Raw genomic sequence first — 21,860 nt, forward strand, 5'->3', positions numbered from 1 at the left:
TCGCGTCGAAAGGAAACCATAGGGGAAGCAAAAGATGGCGGCAAATCTTCGGGATTACCAACAGTTCTGCAGCGATTTTTCCTGGGACCAGGCTCGCCGGGAGCTGGCCGGGATGGGCAATGGCCGGCTCAATATCGCCTTTGAGGCACTGGACAGGCACATGGACACGGATGCAGCGGAGCGCACCGCCATCCGCTTTCTGGCGCGCGACAGCGAGACCCCGGTGGACATAAGCTACCGGGCGTTGAACCAGCGCGCCAACCGCTTTGCCAACGTGTTGCAGGATCTGGGGATAAAGCCCGGCGAGCGGGTCTATGGCCTGGCCCACCGTATTCCCGACCTGTACGCAGCGGTGCTCGGCACTCTCAAGCATGGTTGCGTATTCACGCCGCTGTTTCCCGCCTTCGGCCCGGAGCCGGTGCGCCAGCGGGTAGAAATCGGAGAGCCGGCGGTGCTGGTCACCAGCCAGCGACTGTACCAGAAGAAGATCGCCGACTGGGTGGCCGACACACCCTCGGTGCGCCATGTGCTGCTGATTGATGAGCTTGACGAAGCGCCCGAGGGTACGCTGGACGCGGCGGCATTGATGGATGCCGCCAGCGGCGACTACGCCACCCGCGCCATGGAGCCGGAGGCCCCCGCCCTGCTGCATTTCACCAGCGGTACCACCGGCAAGCCCAAGGGCGCTTTGCATGTTCAGGAAGCCGTGGTCACCCATCACATGACCGGTCGCTATGTACTGGACATGCACCCGGATGACATCTACTGGTGCACGGCGGACCCGGGCTGGGTCACCGGCACTTCCTACGGCATCATCGCCCCGCTGACCAACGGCGTGACCATGGTGGTGGACGAGGCGGAGTTTGACGCCGAACGCTGGTACCGGATCCTCCAGAACCAGAAAGTGGCGGTCTGGTACACCGCTCCCACGGCGATCCGCATGCTGATCAAGCTGGGGCCGGAATTGCCCCGGGCCCATGACCTGTCCTCGCTGCGATTCATGGCCAGCGTCGGCGAGCCGCTCAATCCCGAGGCGGTCATCTGGGGGCAGAAAGTGCTGGGCCTGCCCTTTCATGACAACTGGTGGCAGACCGAGACCGGCGGCATCATGATCAGCAACTACGCCGCTTTGGAGGTCCGCCCCGGCTCCATGGGCAAGCCCATTCCCGGTATCGAGGCCGCGGTGGCGCGCAGGACCGAAGACGGCATCGAACTGATTGATGAGCCCAATGAAACCGGCGAACTGGTGCTGAAAAAGGGCTGGCCTTCAATGTTTCGCGGCTACCTGCATCAGGAGGAGAAGTACCGCAGCTGCTTTGTCGACGGCTGGTATCTGACCGGCGATCTGGCGCGCCGGGATGCCGATGGTTACTTCTGGTTTATCGGTCGCAACGATGACGTGATCAAGTCTTCGGGGCACCTGATCGGGCCCTTCGAGGTGGAAAGCGTGCTGCTTGAGCACCCGGCGGTGGCTGAGGTCGGTGTGATCGGTACGCCCGACGAAGTCGCCGGCGAAACAGTGAAGGCCTTCGTGGCCCTGAAACCGGGATACCAGCCGGATGAAGCCCTGCGCAAAGAGCTGATGGCGCTGGCCCGCAAACGCCTGGGCCCGGCGGTAGCGCCGCGCCATATCGCGTTCCGCGATGACCTGCCGCGCACCCGCAGCGGCAAGATCATGCGTCGGCTGCTGCGTGCACGCGAACTGGGCCTGCCCGAAGGCGACACCTCCACCCTGGAGGGCACCAGTGAATGACCAGAACCGACACGAGGAACCGACCATGAACGAGGCAAGCGCTGCGCGCAAACCCCGAGTGTCAAAGGAACATGCAGTAACACTGTTGCGAGACATGCTACGCGTGCGCCGCTTCGAGGAGCGCTGCGTGGAGCTGTACACCCAGGAGAAGATCCGCGGCTTTCTGCATGTCTGCATTGGCCAGGAAGCGGTGGCCGCCGGCGTCATGTTCAATATAGCGAGCGACGAAGCGGTGGTGGCTGCCTACCGGGAACATGGCCATGCCTTGCTCAAAGGCATCGCCATGGATCGGGTGATGGCGGAAATGTACGGCAAGGTGTCCGGCTGCGCCATGGGCCGGGGCGGCTCCATGCATCTGTTCGATGCCGACAGCCGCTTCTTTGGCGGCAATGCCATTGTCGGCGGTGGCATTCCCCTTGCCGTTGGCCTGGCGCTGGCGGAAAAGCTGCGGGGCAGCAACCGCGCCACGGTGTGCTTCTTCGGAGATGGCGCCGCCTCCGAGGGTGTCTTTTACGAATCTCTGAACCTGGCTGCCCTCTGGCAACTGCCGGTGGTGTTTGTGTGCGAGAACAATTACTACGCCATGGGCACACCGATTGCGGTGGAGCACGCCCAGCCGGAGATATACCGTAAGGCAGAGGCCATCGGGGTGCCCGCCGAACGGGTTGATGGCATGAGCGTGGTCCAGGTGGAAGCGGCTGCCCGCAAGGCCCTGGAGGCGGCACGTGCCGGCGAGGGCCCGCGTCTGATTGAATGCGAGACCTATCGTTTCCGGGCGCACTCCATGTTCGACCCCCAGCTTTACCGGGATCAGGCAGAGGTGGATGAATGGAAGAAAAAAGACCCCATCGACCGGCTGGCCGACTGGATGACCCAGGCTAACCTGATCGACGAGGGCGAGCGCAAAGCCATGGAAGCGGAGATCGCCGAGGAGGTGGAGCAAGCCGTTCAGTTCGCCGAAGCAGCAGAATGGGAGGCCGAAGCAACGCTGTTTGAACATCTCGGCCAGCCGCTGCCAGAGCCGCTGCCCCCGCCCCTGGCGCCGGCAACCGAAGCCACGGAAACCACTCTGCGCGAAGCCTTTCACCGCGGGCTGGAGGAAGCCCTGGAACATGATGATCGGGTTTTCCTGATGGGCGAGGACATCGGCCGCTACGGTGGCTGTTATGCCGTTACCCATGACCTGTTCGGGCAGTTCGGTGCTGAACGTATAATCGACACACCACTGGCGGAGAATGGCTTCACCGGGGCCGGCCTGGGCGCTGCATTGGGCGGCATGCGTCCGGTAATCGAAATCATGACGGTGAACTTCAGCCTGCTGGCAATAGACCAGATCGTGAATACCGCCGCCGCCCTGCTGCACATGTCCGGTGGCCAGTTCAATGTGCCCGTGGTTATTCGCATGGCCACCGGGGCCGGCCGCCAGGTAGCGGCACAACACTCTCACAGCCTGGAAAACTGGTATGCCCACGTACCCGGCCTGCGGGTGCTGGCACCGGCCACCGTGGAGGACGCCCGATACATGCTCTGGGCGGCATTGCAGGACCCCAACCCGGTGGTGATCTTCGAGCATGTGATGCTCTACAACCACAAGGCCGAGCTGACTCCGCAAGCGCAAGGCGTGAATATCGAGAAAGCCGCGATTCGTCGGCCCGGAAAGGATATCAGCCTGATCACCTACGGCGGCTGCCTGTACAAAACGCTGGAGGCCGCCGAGCAGCTTGCCGCCGATGGCATCGAGGCGGAGGTGATTGATCTGCGGGTGCTGCGGCCGCTGGACACCGACACCCTGATCGAATCTGTGAGCCGTACCCGGCGCGCGGTGATGGTGGATGAAGGCTGGAAGACCGGCAGCCTGGCCGGCGAACTGATGGCGATACTCACTGAGCAGGCGTTCTGGGAACTGGACGCACCGCTGGCCCGGGTGTGCAGCGCCGAGGTGCCGGTGCCCTATGCGAAACACATGGAGCAGGCCGCCCTGCCCGGGGTGGCCGACATTGTCGCCGCCGCGAAACGGACGCTCGGAGAAGCACCGTGAGTGATTTCATCATGCCCTCGATGGGCGCCGACATGGACAGCGGAAAGCTGGTCAAATGGAAGGTCAAACCCGGTGACCGGGTGAAGAAAGGCCAGGTCATCGCCGCGGTGGAAACCTCCAAAGCCGTGCTCGATGTGGAGGTATTCGAGGACGGCGTGGTCGAAGAACTGTACGTGGAAGAAGATACTGACGTGGATGTGGGCACGCCGCTGGCCCGGATCGGCGATGGCAGCCGTGTCGGCAAGCAGGAACACGAAGTCGCAGGGAAAGAGGAAACGAAGCCGACGACTGAAACGAAAGCCACGCCTGAAAAAACCCCAGTAAAGGAAACAGCCGAGGCGCCGGCCGTCAGCACGACAACCGAAGGCCATCCGGAACAGGCTCAAGCAAGGAGCCAGCAACCGGTGCCGCCGAAACCGCCCTCGACGCCGGCCGCAGCAAAGCTCGAATCCGAAGGCCGTGTACCGGCCTCCCCCGCCGCCCGCCGCAAGGCCCGGGAGACCGGCATTAAACTGGCGGAACTGCGCGGCAGTGGCCCCTCCGGCGCCATCGTGCTCCGGGATCTGCAAGGCGCGCAGCCCACCAGGCCGGATATCCGGCCGGCAGCGGGCTTCGACCGCCAGCAGATGCGTACCGCCATTGCCGCTGCCATGAGCCGCGCCAAGCGCGAGATACCCCATTACTACCTGGCCAACACCGTGGACCTGCACGCCGCCGAGCAATGGCTCACCGACTACAATGAACACCAGCCGCCGGAGAATCGGCTGCTACTCTCCGCACTGTTCATGAAGGCCACCGCGTTGGCCCTGGCCCGCTATTCCGAACTCAACGGCCACTATGCTGAAGACGGCTTCACGGCCGCGACCCGGGTCAACCTCGGGATGGCCGTGCACCTGCGAGGCGGCGGCCTGGTGGCCCCGGCCATTATGGATGCCGACACACTGACCCTGCCCGAACTGATGCACCAGCTTCACGATCTGGTGCGCCGCGCCCGCGGCGGCGGTCTGCGCGTCTCCGAAATGGCGGGCGGAACCGCCACTGTCACCGCCCTCGGCGATCGCGGCGTGGACACCGTGTATGGCGTCATCTATCCCCCGCAGGTCGCCATGATCGGTATCGGGCGCGCGCACCGACGCCCGCTGGCGGTGGATGACGGTGTCGCCGCGCGCCTGGCCGTGGATATCACCCTGGCGGCGGATCATCGGGTCTGTGATGGACACCTCGGCGCCCTCTTCCTCAACGAGATCGAACAACTGCTACAGCAACCGGAGGCACTGTGAATCGGGATGAACTGCGCAACGCGGTACTGGAAGAACTGTCCGGCATCGCACCGGACATAGACCTGGTATCGTTCGATGACAATGCCAATCTACAGGACGAATACGATCTGGATTCCATGGACACGCTGAACCTGGCGGCGGCTGTGCACAAACGACTGGGAGTGAATATTCCTGACCAGGATTATGCCCGCATGCACTGCGTCGCCGAGCTGCTGGATTATCTGGAAAAAAGGCTCAACCATCCGCAGTCTTGAACCAGCTATAAACCCGCATCGGCGGGATGTTTAGTAGTTCCAGCGTACAACTGGCAGGCGCCCCCATGATCGGATCGGTAATCCAGGCCACATCCCGGCGGAATTGATAGGCAATGAAACGCCCGTCCTCGGTAAGGTTGTCTTTCACCGCCTGCGCCACGCAAGTGGCAACAGCTTCCGGCATTTTCGAGAAGGGAATACCGGAGATGATCACATCCGGTTGCCCCATATCGTGCAATGCCAGAATCTCTGCGAGATCTTCAGCCTTGCCCAGGTGGTTGGTGAAGCGTGGGTCTGCGATCTCGTCAAGCAGTTCATGGAAGTAAGGACTTAATTCGATTGAGAGCAGGTGCGCATCCTGACCAAGGTGCCGCAGAAACGTTCGCGTGGTGCCGCCGGTACCGGGCCCCAGTTCCACTACCCGTCTGGCAGCAGGCAGGTTCGACGCCTTGACGATCCGTTGCTCCAGGAATCGCGAACTGGGGATAACCGAGCCCACCTGACGCGGCTCCCGCAAAAATCCACGTAAGAAGGCCGCTGGACTTGTTCTCCGGTTTGAATCGTATTTCGGGCCGTCGCGTTCCTCAAACATAGGATTCTCTCAACCTGGCCGCCTGGATTGTTAATGGATTATAGCAGTGAGATCGGGTAACCGGTGCTATCCATCACGGCCGCCTCCTAGGGGCCGGTCGCAAAGAAAAGCCAACGGTAACAGGCTGCGCGTGGGGTCGGCTGGAACGCATTGTTGGGCCAGCAGCGCGCTGGTCATTGCGTCTCAACCCTAATCAGCTTCGTCCGACCGGACGTGCCAGCCTTGATGGTTACCGCAGCCTTCCCACACTGGAACTTCTCTGCGACAAGCCTCACCAGTTCGTCATTGGCTTTTCCATCCACGGGTGGTGACTTCAACCTGGCTATCCACGTGCCGTCTGTGGTCTGGGAGAGCTCCGATACCCGGGCTTGAGGCTTTACTTTGACCTGAAGCATTACAGTGCCCATCTGTTACCTGCGGTCCAATGCCGCGCACACGGGCGCGAGCTTGCGAACGTCCGACCGCTGTTTGCGGCGGTGCAGTTGTAGTGCTGTACCTGGTTATGAGTGAGGGCTCTTGTCTTTGGCGTCGTCCACAGAAAGCTCCGGAACCGACTGACCAGAAGCGCGTTCTTCCGTGTCATAAGTGAACGGCTTTCCCTTCTTGTCCTGGAGCTGATAATCGTACGCCGCCTGGAGACCGGTTTCCTCCTCTACTTTTATTTCTACATCTTCCTCAGACCCTTGGTCAATGTTGCGCGGATACAATGGCGACAGGAGTGCCACGAGAATGCCGATCCCGGAGAAAATGGCAAACGCATCGCTATAGCCGAAGTTGTTCACCAACACGCCGACAATGGGTGAGCCGGTCGCCTGACCGAGCGATATCGCCATGAATGGCAGCACGGGACCCATCGACAGTCGGCCCGGCAACAGCCGGATGCCTGTCATCAGATACAGCCCCGTCAAACTCATATAGGCCAGGCCAAAGACCAGCCCGGAAAACGCCGCAAGCACCAATTGATCGGGACTGGCCGCCAACAATGCCAGGCTCGCTGCCAGCGTCATCAGCATCAGTGCCTGAGTGATAGGCGGGTTGTTTCGATCGGCCAGGTCAGCCACCACAGCGCCTCCGAGCCCGGCGACACCAACCGCCAGCCAAAGCCACCCGGTTTCCGAAGACGACAGATCACCGAGGGTGACCACGAGATCGGGCGCAAAGATCCAGTAAGCAGAGGAGATAAACCCCATCACAAAGGCAAACAGCGAGAGTCTGAAAAGACGCCACCACTGCAGGGCGCTGATTGGGGGCGGCGGCGCCGCATTCGATGGAGTAACCCGAGACACTGAGGGAATAACATACCAGGCGGCCAATACGCCGATGACTGCCATGATGGCAAAGGACATGTACGCGTAGCGCCAGATACCCGCCATAAACAGAACGGCGGGCACTGCGACCGCTACACCGATACTCGTACCCGCATTCATCACAGAGCTGACGCGCCCGTGCATGGAACGATCGACCAGCACCTGCATGGCGGCCGTTAGCGCTGGCATCATCAGGCCAGTGCAGATGCCGCAAGCAAACACGCCAACGCCGAGCGACAAGGGGCCAGAGGCCTGACTTATCAACGCCAGGCCGATAGCGCCGAATCCACCAGACAGAACCGCCGTGTTGCGGGCACCGAGTCGATCAGCTGCAAACGGTGCAACCAACGAAGCCAGCAGGAAACTGATCAGCGGTAGCGCACCGATGATACCGATCAGTTCAGGTGTCAGACCCAGCTCAGCGCGAATGGGCGGGACAAACAAGCCGAAGGCAAAACGCGCAAGACCGTAACTGATCGCAATCAGCGATGCGCCGAAAAAAGCAAATCCTGTGTTCGATACGGACTTCAAAATACTTTCTCCAGCGGCAGCACACTTTAAAATCAGCCCCTCTAGAGTAGGAGCTGTTAATTTGAGCTTCAAACCTTTTTAACAGACACCCTTCGCCGGACACCGAAAAAGATGAAAGCCAAGGTTGTCGGGCATGAAATACTCAATGATGGTGCTATCCAGCACCCCCCATCGTTTTCAGTGCGTCGAGCATCTCGCCAATTTGCTGATCATGCTCGATCAGACCGCTGCCATAGAAGTCATGCTCGGTCGTATAGTCCGCAGCGAGATAGCGGCTCTCGTCACTCAAGCGCGTGTACATATGCATCCGGCTCGGGTTGAACCAGACAAAGAACGACTTGCCCTCGTCCTTGGCGCGCTGGATGAAGTCCAGACTGGCCTCCATGAACTCCTGATCCACGGATTTCATCCGCTCTTGGGAAAGCTGGCCTGTATCCTCAATTCTCTGTTTGCCGACCTTGCCAAATCGAGGATCAACGGTCTCGTTGTCAACGTCGGTCGCATAGGTATGGAGGACGCCACGGGTACCAAACTTGTTGAAGAATTCCGGGTCTTTCGGGTAGTCGACCTGTTCAAATTCTTCCTGGGTGTTGAGGTGATAGAGATTGCCGAAGAACTCATCGAAGCCGTGAACCGTGGGTAAATGCTCATTGCGATCGCCCAAATGATTCTTGCCAAACTGACCCGTGGCGTAGCCGAGGCCTTTCAGAACCTCCGCCAGCGTATGGGACTCGGGCTTGAGGCCAAGCTCCGCACCGGGACGCCCCACCGTGGTCATCCCACTGCGTATTGGATACTGCCCCGTTATGAGCGCCGCCCGACCAGCAGTGCAGGAGGGCTGAGCATAATGATCGGTGAACATGACCCCTTCCCGGGCGATCCGGTCAATATTCGGCGTTCGGTATCCCATCGTGCCATGGCCATAGGCACTGACGCTCTGCCAACCAACGTCATCTGGGAAAAGGATCAGTATATTCGGCTTGTCCTGAGCGGACGCCAGGGAGGTTATCAGGCCCAGAAGACCCAAAAACAGCGTGATAGCGAGTCTCGATAGGGAACGGCGGGGACCAGTACTCCGTCGAGAGGTTTTCATGACAAATCTCCATTGTCTGTCTTTACATCAAGCGAAAGCCGGCACAACCGGCGGTTCCTGAATCAACAGAGGAAATTGCACTGTAATACCAGCTCAGAGCACTACGGAGCCCAGGTCGTTTATCTGTTCCCGACATTCCCTCTGCATGAACAGTCTTTTTGCGTTTTGCCAAGGCTCGTAGACCTCAGCCATTTATGTAATTGATTTAAAAAATAAATCTATCCCAGTTTTCCGTTGCTCACCGATAGCGACTTATTAACTGCTCCAGGCGCAACTGAAACATCGGTCGATCCATCACAGACTCAATCTGGTTGATGATTTGCTCCGCCCCTGGAGAACTGCGGGAAATGCCAATGTGGAACGGAACCAACGATTCGGTGATGAATTCCGCAGAGCGCGTCCGTAACTGCGCGGAGTAGCCGTGCTTGGCTGCGAGGAACTTCGCGCCCTCCTGCGTCGTAACCATGTAGTCACCCGCTTTTCTGAACATCAGCAGATGCATCATGGTATCGCCATCCTTGCCGACAACCCGATCGAGATCGCCGGGAATATTATCTGCTTCCCATCCGGAATCTTTCTCAGTAATCACAGTCAGCCCACCAAGAGCGTCAAACCCCGTTGCGGATTCGATAATGCTGGCGTTCGGGTTTACGTCCGAATAGACAAGGTTGCCAAAGTTCTGAACATACACCGGCCGATCGGTAAAAAGGGCGTATGCTCGCCGCTCGTCCGACGGATAGGTCAGCAATCCTTCATAGCGGCCATGCTGTACATCGTACTGAGCGCGAGCCCACGGAAGGACCTTTGCCAGCGGCTCCATTCCGGGGATGAATTCAAAAACAAGCCTGACAATATCCGGTAAAAGGCCAACCGCCTCGCCTTCCTGCTTGGAACTGTAGGGTGAGGCATGCTCACTGAAAGCAAAGGTGACAGTCTGTGCAGCCAGAGAACCGGCTGGCCAGAAAAGCATCCCGGTCAGGAAAAGCAGCACTCGAACATGAGAAGCGGACGACCGGGCCCTGCCCTTTAAAGGGGTTGTGAACTGCAGCATCACGAAAAGCACCTCAAATATGAATTGGCAAGCGCCCTCAAGTATAGGGCCTTTTGCTTGATTGGCCCGCTTCACCCGGAGTCATAAATTCCGACAGCCTCCTCCGCAACATTGGGGTGCCGACGGGCCAGTTTCGAATGTCCAATCCCGTAACCGCGGCTAATCACCGTGACGACTGGAATACCCTGTCATTTCAGCTCACTGAGCACGAGGATCCCGCGGCCGGACCTCATCGCCTACTGACGATAAACCGTCGACTTGGCCCTTTCGATCGCCTCGTTGATGTTCAGTGATGCCGCCTCCTGACGTGGTGGGAATTCCTTGAAGGTCTCCAAATGCTCGGTCAGCATCGCAATAATCGGCTGAACAACCCAACTCTTGCGCATAATCTGGTGAAAACCAGTCACACCGTCGTAATACTCGGTAGGGTCTTTGCGCAGGTTGAACAGCTTGGGCATGGTGTGGAAAACCAGATCCTCGTAATACCGGCCTCCGGGCTTGGTGGCAAAGTGCATTTTCCAAGGCCCGACGCGCACAGCCGTGAGACTGGACTCATAGTAATACAGGAAGTGATTACGGGCTGATTTCTCAGCTTGACCGGTCCAGTAATCGAGGTTGTTCACGCCATCGATGTGGACCTTGTGCGACTCCGCCAGCTCTTCTGCGAGATTAGAACGGCCGACAGCCGCAGCAATCGTGGGCATCACATCTTCATGGGCAGAAATGCCATTCAACTTGAGGCCGGCAGGAATTTTATCAGGCCAGCGCACAAGGAAAGGTGCCCGAACCCCGCCCTCCCACGTCGTCATTTTTTCACCACGGAACCAGGTGGTTCCGGCGTCAGGCCATGAGCTGGACTCCGGACCATTATCGGTGGTGTATATCACAATCGTATTATCGGCAACGCCCAGCTCATCCAGGGTATCAAGCAAGTTTCCAACATGGCCATCATGTTCCATCAGGCCAGAGCCAAAGACGTCCTCGGCGGAACTGATGGGCGTGGCCAGATTACGACTTTCTTCTTTTAGATGCGTGTAAACATGCATACGGCTGGTCGCATGCCAGACGAAGAAGGGCTTGCCCTCCTCCTTGGCGCGCTTCATGAAATCGATACTGCGGCCCAGAATCTCCTCGTCGAAGGTTTTCATCCGCTCGACAGTGAGTTGGCCAGTATCTTTAATTTTCTGCGTTCCCGAGCCGGTTGCGTATGATTCGATGACACCACGCGGAAAGAATTTCTCCCTGAACTTTTCGCTTTTCGGGTAATCCGCCTGCTCTGGCTCTTCAGACACATTTAGGTGGTAAAGGTTACCCAAAAACTCGTCAAATCCGTGCAGCGTTGGCAGATGCTGGTCCAGATCGCCCAAGTGGTTCTTCCCGAACTGGGCGGTCATGTAGCCTTCTTCTTTCAAGACTTCCGCGAGCGTTGGATCCTCTTCACGGATGCCCAGTGGGTTTCCTGGTTGCCCCACCGTGGTGAGACCTGTCCGGATCGGAAGCTGCCCCATCAGGAACGCCGCTCGACCCGCGGTACAGCTTGGCTGGGCATAGTGATCGGTAAACAGGGCGCCCTCTTGGGCAATCCGGTCAATATTGGGCGTGGGATATTGCATGCCGTGGCTATAGGCACTGAGGGAATTAGGCGCAACGTCATCCACCATAATGGCAAGAACGTTAGGTTTCGCCGCATTGGCTAATGAGCTTACCACTACTGTGGCCAACAGCAGAAGCCAGCGGCCTGAGGCAAAGCTCCGTCGAGAGGTGTTCATGGCAAATCTCCATTGTCTGGTCTCACATCAAGCGAAAGCCGGCAAAACCGGCGGTTCCTGAATCAACAGAGGCATTTGCACTGTAAAACCAGCTCAGAGCATTACGGAGTCCAGGTTGTTCCTCTGTTCCCGACATTCCCTCTGCATGGTCAGCCTTTTTGCGTATTGCCAAGGCTCATAGACCTCAGCCGATTATTTACATGATTTAATCAGTTACGCTGGTCTGACGGTAATGGCTCACAGGGTTTGCTGTAGTCGTTGCTCATAATTCCTGGCTTTATCCGTTTCACCCAGGGACCGATGAAAACTCACCAGCGCCGATAACATGTCACGGTTGTTGGGAAATTTTTCGATCCCCTGCTCCAGCACCGCGATGGCCTCGCGGGTCTGTCCGCTGGACTCCAGGGCAACCGCATAGACGTAGATGTAGCGATCGGTCGCGCTGCCGCCCTCAGCCGCGCTACCGAGATGGTTCAGCGCTTCGGCAAGCTTGCCCTCGCGCACCAGCAGCAGTCCCAGAGAGTGCTCAATCGGCGCCGGATCGCGAACGGCAGTGAGGCCATTTTCCAGAACCTGCCTGCCCTCACCGTCTCTGCCGTCAGCGCGCAGAAACTCCGCCAGATTAACGTAAGCTGGTGTGTAATAGGGCGCCCGTTCAATGGCTTTTCGGTAGTAAGATTCGGCCTTGTCGACCTCACCCTTGCGCCACAGATACTCACCCAGATTCAGCAGCGACTCAGGCCTGTCTGAGTTATTCAGCTGGGACTGGACATAGTCCGACAAGGCACGTCGGTATCGCTCTCGCACTTCTGTCGGACGCTCAGGCAGGGCCGGTTCCGAGAGCTGACTGGCGGTCAGGCTGCTGATTACCCGGTGTTGATCATACAAACCGGGCACACCAAACATCGGTCGGTACTCTTCCGGCAATGAGCCAAGTGCTCGTGCGGCGCCCAAGGCCACCAGCGGATCGTCGGACCGGCTGGCCTGATGCAGCACAACCGCTGACTGCCGGGACAGATACCCTGGCAACAGAGTCACTGCGGTAGCCCGCGCTATGGCGGGCTGCGTGGTATCCAGGATCAGTTGCGCCAGCAAAGCCTCAGCCTGGGGACTGCCGTATCGCCCTGCCTGCAGAGCCAGGGCAAAGTGATCCTCATCGGGCGCGCCATGGCGCGTCTCCAAGACATTTGCGGCCCATTCCGCTGTTTTATCCGTGTGGCATTGATTACAGGCATTGGGCACCCCCAGCTGCAGGGACAGATCGGGCCGGGGCACCCGGAAACTGTGATCCCTGCGGGCATCCACCCCCATATACACTTTGTCTGGCATGTGGCAGTTGACGCATTGCGCGCCGGCACTGCCTTCGGGATGACCGTGGTGTTTTTCGACAGCAAATGTCGTCGGCAGATGACACTGGCCACACACGGCATTACCCGGCGCTTTCAACGACAAACTGTGTGGATTGTGGCAATCGGAACAGGTCACGCCCGCATGGAACATGGCGCTCTGAACAAATGACCCATAAACGAAAACCTCACCGTCAATCTGACCGTCTGCGTGGTACAGGCCTTCGTCCAGAAGTGCCGGCATAAAATGCTGGAAAAGGCCGTCTGCCGGACGTGCACCATGGAACTGGGTCACCCGGCGTGAATGACACTGGGCGCAGGTTTCAAGTTCCGGCTGCGATGCCGCGCCGGAACGTCCGGGGGTTGGGCTACCAGTCTGAGGATCAGGGAACCAGTCTTTGGTCTTCGCCCGGGAAAGCGCCAGCTCAAAGCCCGAAAACGGCAGGCTCCTGTTGCCATCTTCCATGGCCGAGACATGTACCTGCCCGGGGCCATGACAGGCCTCGCAGGCGACATTCACCTCACTCCAGGTGGTGTTATAGCGATCGAGCTTCAGATCGTAGTTTTTTTGCAGGTGTGTGGAGTGGCAATCCGCACACATAAAGTTCCAGTTCTGGTTCAGTCCCGTCCAGTGAAGCTCATCGCCAGCCCGGATGGGGTCGTCCGGATACAGGTGATACCAGCGCTGTCCACCCATCTCCGATGACCGGGTATCCCAGACAATGCTCAAAGCCTGCAAACGGCCGCCGGGCATTTCAATCAGATACTGCTGCAACGGGTAAACGCCAAAGGTGTAGGCGATGGGATAGTCCGTCAGTTCGCCATCAGGCCCGTCTGTCCTGACCATGAACCGATCGCCCCGGCGAAAGAACCTGGACTCTACCCCAAAATACTCAAACGAAACGTCATCAAATCGGCCGAGAACCGTCTCCGGGCTGGCTGGCTGCATCGCTTTCTCGTGGTGGGAGTCCTGCCAAAGCGCATACTCAGACTGATGGCACCCGGCGCAGACCGCCGCGCCCACATAACCGGCGGCACCGCTGGCATCGAGAACGTTTACGGCGTTTTGGGCCGGAAAACTGGCACATAGCAACAGCAGCAAAAGCACTGTTCTGGTCATAGGCCTTCCCTGACGAACTATCTTGATAATAATGGCAGATAAAAATTCGAATGCACTGAGAATGACAAGAGTTAATAGTGCCATTGTCATGATCATGATCAGTTTTATCCGGTGCAGGCGCTTGCGGCCGCGCCCAAACTGTTCTAGATTTTGAATCACAAACCCGCCCCATTGCCGCTGGAGTAAGCGTTGTTCGTCACGAGGGCTGCCGGATAGTGATCCGCCCCTGCATACAAGGAGGCTTCCGTGACCGTTCAACATCGACTAGCGCTTATCCTTTTCTTGTTATTAAGCCTGACAGGCCGATCCCAGGCAGCAACCGAAGCAACTGCCGAGCCTGACGCCAGCGCCGACACGATTTATCAGGGCGGGCCAGTTATCACCATCAATGACGCGCAGCCGAGCGCCGAGGCGGTCGCCGTTAAAGACGGCATCATCATTGCTGTAGGCACTCAAGGCCAGATTCAGCGTCTGAAAGGGCCTCAAACCAAAGTCCATGACCTCCAGGGAAAAACCCTGCTTCCCGGGTTTGTGGATTCCCATGGCCACGCTTACCTGCAGGGCGTTCAGGCAACCACCGCAAACCTGCTGCCACCGCCGGATGGGGCCGGAAAAGACATCCCCGCCCTTGTCAACCTGCTGTCCGACTGGGCGGTAAACAATCAGGACGCCATCGAAAAGGTCGGATGGGTTGTCGGATTCGGGTATGACGACTCCCAGCTGGCTGAACAAAGACATCCCAACCGCGACGACCTGGATAAAGTTTCCACCGAACTGCCGGTATTGATCATTCACCAGTCCGGCCATCTCGGCGCGGTCAACAGTAAAGCACTCGAACTGGCGGGAGTGACCGCCAAAACCCCGGATCCCAAAGGGGGGGTATTCCGTCGCCGGGAGGGCTCCAATGAGCCAAGCGGCGTCAGCGAGGAATACGCGTTTTTCTATCTGCTCAGCAAACTGGCCGCCCGCTTCAACGATGAAATCAACGATGCGCTGGTGGAGGCAGGCACAAAACAGCTTGCCGCCTTTGGCTACACCACTGGCCAGGAGGGCAGAGCCACCGGTGCAGGGCTGGCCGCCATGAGCCGGGTTGCGAGCAAAGGAAACCTGCCGATCGATCTGGTCGCCTATCCCGATATTCTGGAGGTGGAAACCATTCAGCCAACGTTGGACTATCAAAACAGGTACCGTGTGGGGGGCGCAAAATTGACCATCGATGGCTCGCCGCAGGGCAAAACAGCTTGGTTATCAGAGCCTTACCACGTGCCTCCTGAAGGCAGGGAACAGGGTTATCGAGGCTATGCGGCGGTGGACCAGGCGACGGTGGACACGGCGGTAGACAAGGCCTTTGCCAACCGCTGGCAGATTCTCACCCATGCCAATGGGGATGCAGCAACCGACAGCCTGATCAGTGCCCTCAGCAAAGCCCGGGAGAAATACCCCTCGGTGAAGAACCGCCCGGTACTGATTCATGGGCAAGTGCTTCGAAGAGACCAGGTCAAGAAGCTGAAGGCGCTCTCCGTTTTTCCATCCCTGTTCCCGATGCATACCTTCTATTGGGGCGACTGGCACCGCGAATCCGTACTCGGTCCAGAGCGTGCCGAAAACATCTCGCCCACGGGTTGGGTGCTGGAAGAAGGCATGATGTTCGGGACCCATCACGACGCCCCGGTGGCACTGCCCGATTCAATGCGAGTGCTGTCCGCCACCGTGACCCGCACAACCCGCAGTGGGCGCGTCCTGGGGCCGGAGCACAAGGTGCCCGTGCTGACAGCCCTCAAGGCCATGACCCTGTGGTCAGCCTGGCAGCATTTTGAAGAGCAGCAAAAAGGCAGCATCGAGGTCGGCAAGGTTGCAGACTTCGTCGTATTGTCAGAAAACCCGCTGGAAACGCCGGAACAGGATCTAGCCGACATCAAGGTCCTGAAAACCATCAAAGCTGACCACCTGGTGTACGAAAGGCCATCCGGCATGACCGCAATCTCCACACCTGCTCTGTTCGGACTGGTCCGGGGCTCTGGGTATCACGACCATTCGCCGGGTGCGCTTACAGCAGCGCTGGGCGGAGACGGCTGCTTCAATGACGCGCTGAACCTTTTATACCGTGCAATCAATAGTCCTGCACCGGAACTCTGAATCCAGACGACCCGAATAGGGCCAGGAGATGAACATGCCGAATGTCCTTTTCAGAACACTCAAGAGTCTGTCGTTGCTCTTTCTCAGCGCATCTGCGTTCAACACAATGGCACAGGAAGGCAGCGCGGATCTTGCCAAACAGCTGGCCAACCCGATAGCCGCGCTGGTCAGTGTGCCCCTGCAGTTGAATTATGACGACCATATCGGCCCAAAAGATGACGGCGAACGCTGGACCCTGAATGTGCAGCCGGTAATCCCTGTTGAACTGAACCCCGAGTGGAACCTCATTTCCAGGACTATTGTGCCGCTGATTTCACAAGACGATATCGTACCGGGCGACAGTCAGTCAGGTCTGGGTGACGTTGTTCAAAGCGTCTTCTTCTCGCCAAAGGCGCCAACGCAATCAGGATGGATCTGGGGTGCGGGGCCGGTTGCGTTGTTGCCAACGGGCACCGACGATGCTCTTACGGCTGACAAATGGGGCGTAGGGCCAACGGCCGTCGCACTGAAACAGGACGGTGGCTGGACCTACGGCGGCCTGGTCAACCATATTTCATCCTTTGCCGGAGATGACGACAGGGCCGATATCAGTGCCAGCTTCGTCCAGCCCTTTGTTTCCTTTACCACCCCCGACGCCGTCACCTATTCGCTGAACACAGAAAGCACTTATGACTGGAAAGGCAAACAGTGGAGCATCCCCGTGAATGCGACCGTGTCGAAAGTCACCAAGGTCGGTACGCAGCTGCTGAGTGTTGGTGGAGGTGTTCGATATTGGGCCGAATCCCCTGCCGGTGCTCCGGAAGACTGGGGGTTCAGAGCCGTCATCACACTGCTGTACCCCAAGTAAAAGTCCTGGCGGTTAATGGTTTCAAGAGCCTGGCAATCCATTGAAATGTAGCGATAAGCTGCACACGGGCCCCAAACAATGGGAGCGTTAAGGAGAATTAAGAATTTTCCGACTTATTAATTCGACAAAGGCCAGAGAATTGTCTAATTTTCAATCGATGCTCTCTTGGCATAGGAGGCTAAGACCATGAAAACTGTCATTCCCCTTATGTTTGCAGTTCCCCTTCTGATAGTATCCGGCACCACCCTCGCAGGCAGCGACAGCGGCCTGTACCTCGGCGCCTCAGTCGGTCAGGCTCAACTCGACTTCGACGACGAACTCCCGGACCCCGACAATGTTGACGTTGATATTGACTTTGATGATGACGACACCGCCTTCAAGATTTTTGCCGGTTACAACTTCGGCCTGATTCCGCTGGTGGATCTTGCCGTTGAGGGTGCTTACGTTGATTTCGGCAGTTTTAACGGCAGTGTCGGCACCTCCAACAACTCAGAGCTTGACGTTGACGGCTGGACCGCTGCCGGGCTCGCAGGCGTCAAGCTGGGCCCTGTTGGTGTGTTCGGCAAAGTCGGGTTTATCAACTGGGATAGCGACGTTGACAACTTCGGTGGCGACGACGGGACCGATCCGCTGTATGGCATCGGGGCACGGTTTACCCTGATGTCCTTCCAGGTTCGGGCCGAATATGAGCGCTACGACCTGGACAACATCGACATCGACTACTTCTCCGTAGGCGCCGCCGTCACCTTCTAATCTCACCTCACCTCACCGGGCGACGCCGCAGGCGCTGGTTGTCCCGGCAATTTCACTTAAAATATGCTCCACAACCATCTAGTGGATCTTAACCGCTTTTGTCAGCCTTAATATTACTGTTGGCAAACAAGCCTGAATGCCGCTGATGACTTTGGGGCCCCTGGCTCAACATTGGGGAGACGCCCTTCTGGGGAGTATAGGACTCGGCTGGTAGTCCCGGACCGCAAAAAAAATAGGCCCTACCCCATTTCCATTTTCTGATCACGAGAAGGTAGGACACATGGCACAGCAACTCCCGGTCATACTCATAACCGGCGGCGCCCAGGGCATCGGCAAGGGCACTGCCGCCTTCTTCCTGGACAAGGACTGGCGAGTGGTCGTCCTCGACCAAAATGCCGAAGCCATCAAGGCATGCCGACAGGACCTTCGCAATCCGGACAACCTGCTTCTGATCGAAACGGATGTGGCCCGCGAATCCGAAGTGGTCTCCGCGTCGGCACACCCGGCGACGTAGCGGCCATGGTGGCCTACCTGGTCTCGCCTGAGGCCCACTTTGTGACCGGCCAGAACTTCGTGCTCGACGGCGGCATGACCCGCAAGATGATATACGAGGATTAGCCCGCCAGCGCGGCCCGCACCTTCTTGCTCAGATGGCCCATGTCGACCTGGCCAAGCACCTGCGGGCGCAGATTGTTCATGACACGACCCATGTCCTGCATGCCCTGGGCGTCGGTTGCGCTGATGGCCATACGGATCAGGGCGTCCAGGTCATCCTCGGTCAGGGCGGCGGGCATGAATTCCTCGATAATCACCATTTCTGCCCGTTCCTTGTCGCCCAGCTCCTCGCGACCGGCATCATCGTACTGACTGGCGGCATCGCGACGTTGCTTGAGCATTTTGTCCAGCACCTGCAGAACGTCTTCGTCATTCAGGTCGCGGCGCTCATCAATCTCGATCTGTTTGACCGCGGCCTGAGCCATACGCAGGGTGACAAGGCGGGTCTTATCCCTGTTCCGCATCGCGGTTTTCACCGCGTTGCTCAGTTGTTCCTTGAGTGACGGTTCCGCCATTGTCTAACTCCTGTTCTACAGGTTAAGAGGACTGACCTCGTATTAAGCCAGGGGATAGGTATAACAAGTCACTAACCCGGGAGAGATTTATTCAAAGCTTCACCATCAACTTACCCTTGTTCTCACCGGTCAGGAACAGGTTCAGACCGTTCATGGCCGACTCCAGCCCTTCCAGAACATGTGCCCGGTATTTGATCTGTCCGTTCTGAACGTAGGGCGTGAGTTTGGCGTGCAGCTCTTTCGTCTTGTGCCTGTGATCAGGCATGGTGAAGCCCTGGATCGACAGACGCTTCTTGATGATGCGCATCCAGTTGGGGCCGGGACGCGGGTTGGCTGAGGTGTAATCAGCAATCATGCCGCACACCACAATCCGGCCATGCGCATTCATCCGCTCGAACACATAGTCCTGGATCGGACCACCGGTGTTCTCGAAGTAGACGTCGATACCTTCCGGTGCCAGTTCATCCAGTTTCGCACCCAGGTCATCGGTCTTGTAATTCACCGCGCCGTCGAAGCCCAGCTCATTGACGATCCAGTCGGCCTTCTCGTCGCTGCCGACCACACCGATAACCCGCAGGCCATCGGCCTTGGCCAGTTGCCCCACGATCGAGCCGACAGAGCCGGCTGCACCGGATACCACCAGGGTTTCGCCCGCTTTGGGATCCCCGTAACCATACAGCCCCTGGGTGGCGGTCAGTCCTGGCAGGGCAAAGACCGACAGTGCCATTTCCGGCGGTACGCTTTTATCCACCTTGTTCACACCCGTACCATCGGTCAGGGCCATTTCCTGCCAGCCAAACATCCCCATGACCTGATCGCCCACGGCGAAATCCGGGTGACGGGAGGCGACGACCTCGCCAAGGCCTGACGAACGCATGACATCGCCCAGCTCCACTCGCGGAATATAGCTATTCGTGTCTTCGCCCATCCAGCCCATCATGGCCGGGTCGAGGGACATGTAGGTCTGCTTGACCAGAAATTCGCCCTCGGCAGGTTCCGGAACGGGTTTCTCCACCACCTCGAACAGCTCCGGACCGATGGTGCCCGCAGGCCGCTTCACAAGGTTAATCGCTTTGTAGGTACTCATCGATGAATCTCTCTTTTGTTGATTGGTGATTGCATCATTGCATGATTGCATGATTGCATGATTGATCAGTACACCCGGATATGGGGATGAAAGCCCCTTGTTAAAAGGGCGACAGTGTACCGGCCACAAGTCTTCTTCGCTGCTGACGAACACCAGGCCATTATTTCGCAGAAAAAACGCATCCTCCGCGACCACGGATTTGAGGGCATCGACCCGCTGGATACCGATCCGGTGTTCGCCGGGCACGAACCGAAGCGGGATCGCCCGGTGATCACAGTCACTTTTCAAGTGATGTGTTCAGGAATTGCGTACAGTGACTACTCAGTATTTGTTGAGTCCCCGGCCAGATTGTCATCAACGGCCTTCGCTGCGATAAGAGCCGGTCGATTGAGCAACCTGGCCACATAAGTCTCAAACTCTGGCCGCGTGGGAATCGAACCAAACTCCATGCCCCACATCAGATGCGAGCCTATATAGACATCAGCAGCTGTGAACCGGCCACCGGCCACATAGTCTGTTGCTGACACCGCAGTCGTCAGGGTATCAATGGTTTTCTCATAGGTACCGTAACCAACCATCCGTTCCTGGTCTTTGCTAACGGCGACGTTCAGCACCCGATCCATAACGGCCGCCTCCAGGGGGCCGGCCGCAAAGAAAAGCCAGCGATAATAGGCTGCGCGGTCCGTCGGTTCCGGTGCCAGGCCTGCATCGGGAAAAGCATCCGCCAGATAGGCGCAAATAGCAGCGCATTCCGTCACGACCCGGCCCCTGTGAACAAGCGCCGGCACCTTACCCATGGGGTTTATGGCCAGATAATCGCTGGCTTTCATTTGCGCGCCATAGTCGACCAGGACCTGCCGGTAATCCGTTCCCAGTTCCGCCAACATCCAGCGAACGATCCGCCCGCGGGACATGGGGTTGGTATAAAAGACCAGATCACACTCTCGCGATTCGGTGATGGCCATGACAGCGCTCCTTGTCAAAGAAAATCATCCTGTAGAGTCCAGTCGGGAATTGGTTGATCCCGGAAAACCGTTCCTATCTACAGGCCCTCAACGGCCTTGAGCAGGGCATTGAACGCCCTTGAAAAACTGCGCTCGGCGAACCTGTCCAACACGCGGCCAAGCAATGGAACCTGCACATGGCCTTCCGATATCCAGGTGACCCTGGTGCGCTCACCCTCGGGTTGCAACACGATCTCCCCCCTTGTGTGCAGGACAGGGAACGGTATCGATGTTCCTGGCAAGCATGCGTTCAACGTGAATACGAAACACCCGGCTCCCTATAAATCAGATAGAGGGCCTTCCATACCCGGGTGGCTCCCGCCTGCGGATATTCACGCGTGTTCCTCCTGCTCTTGCCGCAACTTGGCTCGCACATTCATCAGCACTTTCCCGTAGTGGTTCTCGCCCCGACGATCACGGCCGCAGCCCCAGAAGTAATCAAAATTGCTGTTTTCCACAATCTTCTGCTCGCCGGTTTTGAGCAGTGCCTCCGCCAGCTCCGGGTGAGTGCGGCAGCGCACATACACCCCTCGCGTCATGACGGTTTCCCGCACCTGCTTCCAGTCCCGCCGCAGGCTTTTGTGACGCTTGCGTCCAAGCTTTCCCGCCTTGGCGCACGTATCCGCTGATCGCACCTTTTCCTGCCGGTTTTCGTCGGTAAATTTCATACCCTGAAAGTAGTGTTCCAGGGTGGGCCAGACCTTGCCCTCCAGTTCAAAGCTGAAGGGGGCATGGGTTCCCAAAGGGTTTTCTGGATCAGTTCGTGACATAAACAGATCATTCTCGCCGTTGTCGGCCGGAAAAAGAGACATGATGACGACCCTTCGGA

General features: G+C 58.2%; 20 protein-coding genes and 1 pseudogene. 9 read left to right on the plus strand and 12 right to left on the minus strand.

What is annotated here, in order from left to right:
- Positions 1–34 precede the first annotated feature (34 nt).
- From acsA to F6Y09_RS00420, 4 genes are read left to right on the plus strand one after another with little or no spacing between them, the layout of a single operon-like run.
- A complete protein-coding gene (acsA, locus tag F6Y09_RS00405; protein WP_152204970.1) occupies positions 35–1,753 on the plus strand; it encodes an acetate--CoA ligase in 1,719 nt (572 codons plus the stop codon).
- A 25-nt stretch (positions 1,754–1,778) separates the two neighbouring features.
- The gene (pdhA, locus tag F6Y09_RS20415; RefSeq protein ID WP_152204971.1) at positions 1,779–3,791 is read left to right on the plus strand and encodes a pyruvate dehydrogenase (acetyl-transferring) E1 component subunit alpha; all 2,013 of its coding nucleotides are present in this window, start codon (positions 1,779–1,781) and stop codon (positions 3,789–3,791) included.
- On the plus strand, positions 3,788–5,071 hold the full coding sequence (locus F6Y09_RS00415; protein WP_152204972.1) for a dihydrolipoamide acetyltransferase family protein: 1,284 nt from the start codon (positions 3,788–3,790) through the stop codon (positions 5,069–5,071). The genes pdhA and F6Y09_RS00415 overlap by 4 nt, the downstream gene beginning before the upstream one ends.
- Entirely contained in the window at positions 5,068–5,325 is a 258-nt protein-coding gene (locus tag F6Y09_RS00420) for an acyl carrier protein (protein WP_152204973.1), read from the plus strand. Before F6Y09_RS00415 ends, F6Y09_RS00420 begins: the two co-directional genes overlap by 4 nt.
- On the opposite strand, the gene F6Y09_RS00425 is transcribed toward F6Y09_RS00420, so the two are convergent.
- The 7 genes from F6Y09_RS00425 to F6Y09_RS00455 form a co-directional block, all read right to left on the minus strand.
- Positions 5,306–5,917: a class I SAM-dependent methyltransferase gene (locus tag F6Y09_RS00425; protein WP_152204974.1), complete on the minus strand. Its 612-nt coding sequence runs from the start codon at positions 5,915–5,917 to the stop codon at positions 5,306–5,308. The two genes, F6Y09_RS00420 and F6Y09_RS00425, sit on opposite strands and share 20 nt — an antisense overlap.
- Positions 5,918–6,090: 173 nt before the next feature.
- A complete protein-coding gene (locus F6Y09_RS20775) occupies positions 6,091–6,324 on the minus strand; it encodes a DUF167 domain-containing protein (protein WP_152204975.1) in 234 nt (77 codons plus the stop codon).
- A gap of 93 nt (positions 6,325–6,417) precedes the next feature.
- Entirely contained in the window at positions 6,418–7,755 is a 1,338-nt protein-coding gene (locus tag F6Y09_RS00435) for an MFS transporter (protein ID WP_152204976.1), read from the minus strand.
- Positions 7,756–7,909: 154 nt separating this feature from the next.
- Positions 7,910–8,848, minus strand: a complete 939-nt coding sequence (locus F6Y09_RS00440; protein ID WP_218944075.1) for a sulfatase-like hydrolase/transferase — start codon at positions 8,846–8,848, stop codon at positions 7,910–7,912.
- 238 nt (positions 8,849–9,086) lie between these two features.
- A complete protein-coding gene (locus F6Y09_RS00445) occupies positions 9,087–9,899 on the minus strand; it encodes a substrate-binding periplasmic protein (protein ID WP_152204977.1) in 813 nt (270 codons plus the stop codon).
- Between the two features lie 236 nt (positions 9,900–10,135).
- Positions 10,136–11,668, minus strand: coding sequence for an arylsulfatase (locus F6Y09_RS00450; RefSeq protein WP_152204978.1), 1,533 nt, complete (start codon positions 11,666–11,668; stop codon positions 10,136–10,138).
- Between the two features lie 237 nt (positions 11,669–11,905).
- Positions 11,906–14,134 (minus strand): tetratricopeptide repeat protein, encoded by a 2,229-nt coding sequence (locus F6Y09_RS00455; RefSeq protein WP_152204979.1) that lies wholly within the window; start codon positions 14,132–14,134, stop codon positions 11,906–11,908.
- Positions 14,135–14,380: 246 nt separating this feature from the next.
- Here F6Y09_RS00455 and F6Y09_RS00460 point away from each other — a divergent pair, with 246 nt between their 5' ends.
- The 5 genes and pseudogenes from F6Y09_RS00460 to F6Y09_RS20260 all read left to right on the plus strand — a co-directional run.
- Entirely contained in the window at positions 14,381–16,270 is a 1,890-nt protein-coding gene (locus F6Y09_RS00460) for an amidohydrolase (protein ID WP_218944076.1), read from the plus strand.
- Between the two features lie 34 nt (positions 16,271–16,304).
- Entirely contained in the window at positions 16,305–17,117 is an 813-nt protein-coding gene (locus F6Y09_RS00465) for a transporter (RefSeq protein ID WP_152204980.1), read from the plus strand.
- 186 nt (positions 17,118–17,303) lie between these two features.
- Positions 17,304–17,870, plus strand: a complete 567-nt coding sequence (locus F6Y09_RS00470) for an outer membrane beta-barrel protein (RefSeq protein WP_152204981.1) — start codon at positions 17,304–17,306, stop codon at positions 17,868–17,870.
- 280 nt (positions 17,871–18,150) lie between these two features.
- A complete protein-coding gene (locus F6Y09_RS00475) occupies positions 18,151–18,384 on the plus strand; it encodes an SDR family NAD(P)-dependent oxidoreductase (RefSeq protein ID WP_152204982.1) in 234 nt (77 codons plus the stop codon).
- Positions 18,360–18,488, plus strand: a pseudogene (locus tag F6Y09_RS20260) (SDR family oxidoreductase); the annotation flags it as partial. The gene F6Y09_RS00475 and the pseudogene F6Y09_RS20260, both read left to right, overlap by 25 nt.
- On the opposite strand, the gene F6Y09_RS00485 reads toward F6Y09_RS20260, so the two are convergent.
- The 5 genes from F6Y09_RS00485 to ybiA all read right to left on the minus strand — a co-directional run bounded on the left by F6Y09_RS00485 (position 18,485) and on the right by ybiA (position 21,843).
- Positions 18,485–18,940, minus strand: coding sequence for a GatB/YqeY domain-containing protein (locus F6Y09_RS00485; protein WP_152204983.1), 456 nt, complete (start codon positions 18,938–18,940; stop codon positions 18,485–18,487). The pseudogene F6Y09_RS20260 and the gene F6Y09_RS00485 overlap by 4 nt on opposite strands.
- 91 nt (positions 18,941–19,031) lie before the next feature.
- Positions 19,032–20,315: an NADP-dependent oxidoreductase gene (locus F6Y09_RS00490; RefSeq protein WP_246180243.1), complete on the minus strand. Its 1,284-nt coding sequence runs from the start codon at positions 20,313–20,315 to the stop codon at positions 19,032–19,034.
- 29 nt (positions 20,316–20,344) lie between these two features.
- Positions 20,345–20,992 (minus strand): glutathione S-transferase family protein, encoded by a 648-nt coding sequence (locus tag F6Y09_RS00495; RefSeq protein WP_152204984.1) that lies wholly within the window; start codon positions 20,990–20,992, stop codon positions 20,345–20,347.
- Positions 20,993–21,069: 77 nt separating this feature from the next.
- On the minus strand, positions 21,070–21,222 hold the full coding sequence (locus F6Y09_RS00500; protein WP_246180244.1) for a hypothetical protein: 153 nt from the start codon (positions 21,220–21,222) through the stop codon (positions 21,070–21,072).
- 141 nt (positions 21,223–21,363) lie between these two features.
- The gene (ybiA, locus tag F6Y09_RS00505) at positions 21,364–21,843 is read right to left on the minus strand and encodes a riboflavin biosynthesis intermediates N-glycosidase (RefSeq protein ID WP_152204985.1); all 480 of its coding nucleotides are present in this window, start codon (positions 21,841–21,843) and stop codon (positions 21,364–21,366) included.
- Positions 21,844–21,860 lie beyond the last annotated feature (17 nt).

It is taken from the genome of Marinobacter changyiensis, from assembly GCF_009193265.1.
Classification (GTDB): Bacteria; Pseudomonadota; Gammaproteobacteria; order Pseudomonadales; family Oleiphilaceae; genus Marinobacter; species Marinobacter changyiensis.

Bases quoted from the DNA above. Each gene is read 5' to 3' on its own strand.
- F6Y09_RS00485 (WP_152204983.1), bottom strand. From the start codon at position 18,940: ATGGCGGAACCGTCACTCAAGGAACAACTGAGCAACGCGGTGAAAACC.
- F6Y09_RS00465 (WP_152204980.1), top strand. From the start codon at position 16,305: ATGCCGAATGTCCTTTTCAGAACACTCAAGAGTCTGTCGTTGCTCTTT.
- acsA (WP_152204970.1), top strand. From the start codon at position 35: ATGGCGGCAAATCTTCGGGATTACCAACAGTTCTGCAGCGATTTTTCC.
- F6Y09_RS20775 (WP_152204975.1), bottom strand. From the start codon at position 6,324: ATGGGCACTGTAATGCTTCAGGTCAAAGTAAAGCCTCAAGCCCGGGTA.
- F6Y09_RS00470 (WP_152204981.1), top strand. From the start codon at position 17,304: ATGAAAACTGTCATTCCCCTTATGTTTGCAGTTCCCCTTCTGATAGTA.
- F6Y09_RS00475 (WP_152204982.1), top strand. From the start codon at position 18,151: ATGGCACAGCAACTCCCGGTCATACTCATAACCGGCGGCGCCCAGGGC.
- F6Y09_RS00495 (WP_152204984.1), bottom strand. From the start codon at position 20,992: ATGGCCATCACCGAATCGCGAGAGTGTGATCTGGTCTTTTATACCAAC.
- F6Y09_RS00450 (WP_152204978.1), bottom strand. From the start codon at position 11,668: ATGAACACCTCTCGACGGAGCTTTGCCTCAGGCCGCTGGCTTCTGCTG.
- F6Y09_RS00455 (WP_152204979.1), bottom strand. From the start codon at position 14,134: ATGACCAGAACAGTGCTTTTGCTGCTGTTGCTATGTGCCAGTTTTCCG.
- F6Y09_RS00440 (WP_218944075.1), bottom strand. From the start codon at position 8,848: ATGAAAACCTCTCGACGGAGTACTGGTCCCCGCCGTTCCCTATCGAGA.
- pdhA (WP_152204971.1), top strand. From the start codon at position 1,779: ATGAACGAGGCAAGCGCTGCGCGCAAACCCCGAGTGTCAAAGGAACAT.
- F6Y09_RS00445 (WP_152204977.1), bottom strand. From the start codon at position 9,899: ATGCTGCAGTTCACAACCCCTTTAAAGGGCAGGGCCCGGTCGTCCGCT.
- F6Y09_RS00425 (WP_152204974.1), bottom strand. From the start codon at position 5,917: ATGTTTGAGGAACGCGACGGCCCGAAATACGATTCAAACCGGAGAACA.
- ybiA (WP_152204985.1), bottom strand. From the start codon at position 21,843: ATGTCTCTTTTTCCGGCCGACAACGGCGAGAATGATCTGTTTATGTCA.